This is a genomic window from Staphylococcus sp. McC-251-APC-3A2 (assembly GCF_009695665.1).
In the GTDB taxonomy this organism is placed as follows: Bacteria; Bacillota; Bacilli; order Staphylococcales; family Staphylococcaceae; genus Staphylococcus; species Staphylococcus cohnii.
The window spans coordinates 1-5167 of record NZ_VUNO01000015.1 but is presented as its reverse complement, the minus strand read 5'-3'; the positions used below and the strand labels follow the sequence as shown (position 1 = coordinate 5167).

At 31.4% G+C, this 5167-nt stretch carries 7 protein-coding genes; all 7 read right to left on the bottom strand.

Going from position 1 to position 5167, the window contains the following annotated elements; translation table 11 throughout:
• Nucleotides 1-115 precede the first annotated feature (115 nt).
• Nucleotides 116-421 (bottom strand): hypothetical protein, encoded by a 306-nt coding sequence (locus FYJ81_RS12900; protein ID WP_107378013.1) that lies wholly within the window; start codon nt 419-421, stop codon nt 116-118.
• A 41-nt stretch (nt 422-462) separates the two neighbouring features.
• Complete coding sequence (locus FYJ81_RS12895) at nt 463-918, bottom strand: DUF334 domain-containing protein (RefSeq protein WP_154409732.1); 456 nt, start codon at nt 916-918, stop codon at nt 463-465.
• On the bottom strand, nt 887-1834 hold the full coding sequence (locus tag FYJ81_RS12890; protein WP_107516047.1) for a relaxase/mobilization nuclease domain-containing protein: 948 nt from the start codon (nt 1832-1834) through the stop codon (nt 887-889). Before FYJ81_RS12890 ends, FYJ81_RS12895 begins: the two co-directional genes overlap by 32 nt.
• Nucleotides 1816-2199 carry a plasmid mobilization protein gene (locus tag FYJ81_RS12885; protein ID WP_069820424.1) on the bottom strand — a complete coding sequence of 128 codons (384 nt, stop codon included), beginning with the start codon at nt 2197-2199 and terminating at the stop codon, nt 1816-1818. Before FYJ81_RS12885 ends, FYJ81_RS12890 begins: the two co-directional genes overlap by 19 nt.
• A gap of 268 nt (nt 2200-2467) precedes the next feature.
• Nucleotides 2468-3316: a streptomycin adenylyltransferase Str gene (gene str, locus FYJ81_RS12880; RefSeq protein WP_154409731.1), complete on the bottom strand. Its 849-nt coding sequence runs from the start codon at nt 3314-3316 to the stop codon at nt 2468-2470.
• Nucleotides 3317-3323: 7 nt separating this feature from the next.
• Entirely contained in the window at nt 3324-4268 is a 945-nt protein-coding gene (locus FYJ81_RS12875) for a replication initiation factor domain-containing protein (protein ID WP_154409730.1), read from the bottom strand.
• A gap of 327 nt (nt 4269-4595) precedes the next feature.
• The gene (locus tag FYJ81_RS12870; protein WP_154409729.1) at nt 4596-4940 is read right to left on the bottom strand and encodes a DUF4260 domain-containing protein; all 345 of its coding nucleotides are present in this window, start codon (nt 4938-4940) and stop codon (nt 4596-4598) included.
• Nucleotides 4941-5167: the final 227 nt, after the last annotated feature.

The following is a 5167-nucleotide window of genomic DNA, read 5'->3' as shown; positions in this document are numbered from 1 at the left end:
TCGAATGGTCGGCTTAATAGCTCACGCTATGCCGACATTCGTCTACAAGTTTAGTTAAGGGTTCTTCTCAACGCACAATAAATTTTCTCGGCATAAATGCGTCATTTAAAACTAGTTAATCGTCTATACTTAATTTAAAAATTTCTTCTTTCTTCTCAGTTAATTCTTTAAATATAATCTTCGGCTTTTTTTCAGAAAGCAATATGTCAAAAGCCTCATTATAGATAGCTTTCGCTTCTTTAGATTTAGACGTAGAAACTCTACTATAAATATTTCCTATCTCTTCAAGCAAACTCGCACTTTTTTTATAGTAAACTAAACCGTCTTTATTCGCTTCAAGTTCAACAAAACCATTTCTAATTCCATATTTTAAAGCGTAATAAAGTAAAATAGCCGAAAATATTATATATATAAATATCAAATTAATACCTCCTTTTTTAACAAACTTTATCACATTAATTTTTAATCATGGAACTTTGCTCTAATCCATTCATACAACCCAATAAATAGCCCTATAGCGAATATATAAGGTAAACCATAAGCGATAAACCAAACAAACGTCATAAAGTCTTCAGACGCTTTTATTTTGCTTGCTATAGCATTCTGCAATGTATCTACATGTAGAAAATTCATAAAGTCACTACCAATCGTCATAATTAAAGCAAATAGCATAAAGACTAACAACATTGCCCCAATACCTGTAAATAATTGCTTTTGTCTTTTTTTATAGTGTTCATGTGACGCTATTACTTCTTGCAACATACGGTCATTTTCTTCTCGTACTCTGTAAATATCTCTGCCTAATATATCTTTTAATTCTTCTGTATCAACCTGTTTTAATTTTTCTTGAAGTACATCTACAAAATCATTACGAATCTTTAAGCTTTTATCTCGAAATTCCTTCGTTGCCTCTTTCAATTCGGACGTTGTTTCCTTGTGTTCTTTCTCTCTGATTTTCTGATTCTCTTGTATCTCTGCTAGATATTTTACGATTAGCTTGTTTTGTCTCTTGAGCTCGTTCAACTCTTCGTTGTTTAAGTTGCTCTGTATGTTGCTCGACTGCCTCCCAGTTGACCTTGAATCCGTCTGCATATTCAGATTCTCTTTGTTGTTCTTGATGTCTTTCATGCTCATAGTCAATCGCCCCTTTTTCATAATCTGAACCTAGCGTTCTTCCACGCACCCATTTATTTGCGTTTTCAGGCTTATATGAGATTGTTTCGCCACGAAGCTTAACTTCTACCCCTTTTTCTTCTAAATGCTCTGAAAACGTCTCTAAATTGCTTGTATGTGTTTTTGCATTTTCAATTAATTCACGTAATTCATCTTTCCAAGAATATTCTTCTCTATCAAACACAATGCCTTTTTCTGCTTGTGTGTATCTCATTTTGGCAGTGCCACGTTCTGTCACACTCAAACCATGTTCACGACAGACATTGTCATTTTCTTTTTTGACTAAATCACGTTGTTTTTTATTACTTTGATATTTCTTTCCAGTTTCTAGATCAACTGAATTAATCACAATATGATTATGATAATGGTCTTTATCTGTATGCGTATAAACAGCTACTTGATGATTAGGTGCTATTTTTTCTGCAAGTTCTAAACCGAGTCGATTACATTGTTCTGGTGTTACTTCTCCAGGTTTAAAAGACTGAATAACCGTATGTGCTTGAATTCCATCTTCTTTGCCATACAAGGCTCTTGTTTGTTTAAAAGCCGATTTCGCATAATCTACATCACAATTCAAACCACTTTTTTCTTCTGCGCGTTTCTCTGCGTAATTGATTGCTCGACTTGCCGATTTGGTATTACCTAATTTAGTTGTTGCCATATCTCATCAAGCCTTTCACGTACTGCGTTGATGTTTCTATCCAAAGCCTTATAATCTGGATTTTCATGTTGATGTTGATTGCAATATTTAGCAATCTGATTCACATTCGCCCCTAACTTACTTAAATCTTTGGCAATCGATTGTCGCGTCTCTTTATCAAATTTGGGCGCTACCAATCGACTCCCATGTGCCTTTTTCTTAACAAAATTCGGCACACTCATATTCAAAGTTTCGGCAGATGACCTTAACTTTTCATATTCGGATTCGCTCACTCTGAAACTAATTTGTTTTGGCTCTTTGCGGTTGGGTTTTCGGTTTCCCCCAACAGACAAATCGCTAGCCAAATTATCATCATGTTCACTCATTCAATCCCACCACGTTTCTTCGAAATATATTACTTTCTATATTTGTAGATTATAGGATAATCAACAAAATTTCAAGTAATAATGTGGTTTGGCAAGCGTCGTATATTCTAGCCACTTCGTTCTGAATATACCGGCTTGATGGTAATATTCCCATACCCTTTATGTTTTTGCTTAGGCAAAAATGAGTGGCAAAATGCTAGCCACTCATAGTTCAAAACCAAATTCAAAATCAAAACAAAAGTAACCAAAAATGTGGTTGCTAATAAAATTAATTCTCATAATTATTACGAATAAAATTCTCAATATTTTTTTCGTAATTTGGATAGTTATAATTTCCTAAACAACTTACTTTATTTGAATAATATTTAAATAATTCACAACAAAGCTTAAAAGATTGGTATGTCTTTCTATATCCATTCATCTCAAAAGTAGCTAAAAACATATTGAATTCTTTATCAGTTAAATATTTGTTTATAAACTTATAATTCTTTCCTAAACTAAAATCAAAACCCCTATTAAAGCCAATATACCAAGAAATCATTCTTAATAATTCAGGACGTAAAATATTATTGAAATGATCTAAAGCAAATAATATTTCTCTTCTAAAAACACCCTTTGCTACATACGTTGAGACACTCCAAAACTCATTACAGCAATCATAAAATTCTCGTTCTGTTGGTTTTTTTAACCAATAATTTGAGTCATCTGGAACAATTTCTTGAATTACTAAATTATCTTTATCAACTAAAATTTTTACAAGACCATCAGAATCACTAAAATAACGATTTAAATCTTTTAAATTAATTAATGTAATATCCATTTTTATGCCATCTTTAAAATACATTATATAACTGTAACCATAATCTAAATCAGGTGGGAATAATTCCATATCTTCTGGTTTCTGTATAAACAATAATTCTCCAAATAAACTTAACCAACTTTCTTCATGTGTGAAACTCTCAATATCTGATACGAAAAAAGCAAAATCATAATCTTGAAACTTATCTTTTTTTATATTTTCATTAGTTCTTGAACCCTCGAGAGCAATAATTTTTACATTGCTTCGTTGATAAGCAAATTCAGAAACTAAATTTAAAATTTCTTTTTCAGTCCTCATTGTTTTTTCACTCCCAAAATCTAAATTCACGCTGCCAAAAATCAATCTGCTTTTGCAATTGTTTTTCGTTTTCTCGTAAAGTCAATTTCATTATTTCAGTTAAATCAATTGGAGATATTTCTTTGATTATTTTTTTATATTTATATTTAGTTCTCTTATTCAATTCTCCCCATTTGCCTTCTTCATGAATTAACATGTAAACCATTGCTTGTTCATTTAATTTTTCTGGCGAAGTCCAATCTGGTTTCAAGATATGTAAATCATTAAAACAATCATTCCAATAATCCACCATATCTCTTTTAAGTTCAATTTCTACACGCCATAAGTGTTCAGACATAACTTCAACATCTGCATTGTCTTTACGTTCTTGCTTTTTATTGTAAATTCTAATAAATCTATTGCTATCTCTCACACCAAAATACTTTGTTTCTGGTTTACCATTGCGACCGTAAAAAATAGTTTTCTTAACTGCTTTATCAGTCATTGCATAGTAATCACTCAAATCATCTTCAAAATCAAAAGCTAAATCTAATCTTGTAAAACCGTCATCTTCCATGTAGTCGATGATGTTCTGTTTTAACCAAATCATTTCTTCATGTGTAAGTTTATTTGGATTAAATTCAACACGCATATTACGTCTGTCCCAAGTATCTGCTTTCACTTTGTCATATTCGATATAAACTTTTTCTTGCAGTGCTTTAGCTTTAAATTTCGTTTGTAGTATATCCCAAAGTCTTATTTGAGGTTCAATACTCATAAATGACGATAGCTTTTGAGCGTTGTCACGACTGAGATTTCCAACTATTGTAATAGCGTCAAAACTTAATTTAGGATTTTGTGGGTGCACAGAATGCACTCCTAACCGGCTATTAGAGTAGCCGGTTTTAGAAAAATTGTCTAAATCGTGATTTTCTAAATGATTTGAATGATTTGCGTGATTATTTTTACTCATAAAAAATCGACTCCTTAATTTACTTTAAGAAGTCGCTCACCCAAATATATATCTTGAAGAATAAACTTATATCGTTTAATATCTAGATATACAAAAATAAATAAAACATAACTCTTTATATTTATTTAGGTAAGTCGCATTCACAAACTTTGGTAGGGGCGTGAGCGACTTCTTTTTATTTGTTTATTAATATAACACTATCAAAAGACTTGGTCTAATTAGATCAGGTCTTTTTTAGTACCAAAACTTATTACATAATCAAAATCAAGACAAGAAGAAACTCGTTTTCAACTCGTTTCTAAAAGCTAAAAAAAAGACAACTTGCTTTTAAACTTTTTGTATTGTTGTTTTATCAAAACCAACAGTGTATTTTAAACCATATCCAATCGTTCTATCCATAGCAATATGAGCCAACCAAATCAATGCAATTCCTAATAACAAATCCACTCCCATAGCTAAATAAAGCAAAGTGATCAATATCGGAATTATATAAGAATGACCAATATTATAAATATAACTGCCAATTTTATTATTGTATAAATATCCCAACATAGAAATATCAGGAACTAACAAAAATATTAAAAAAAGCCATAATGAAAAACCAAACATAAAATAAACAATCACAGCAGTAATAAAAACAAATGTATTTTCCAGCCTAATCAAATTACCCATAAAACCCCTCCCTTTTTTATTAGATTACTAAAACTAATTGCTTTATTCCAATTGCTTTATTGACGTTGAGCCTCGGAACCCTTAACAATCCCAAAACTTGTCGAATGGTCGGCTTAATAGCTCACGCTATGCCGACATTCGTCTACAAGTTTAGTTAAGGGTTCTTCTCAACGCACAATAAATTTTCTCGGCATAAATGCGTCATTTAAAACTAGTTAATCGTCTAT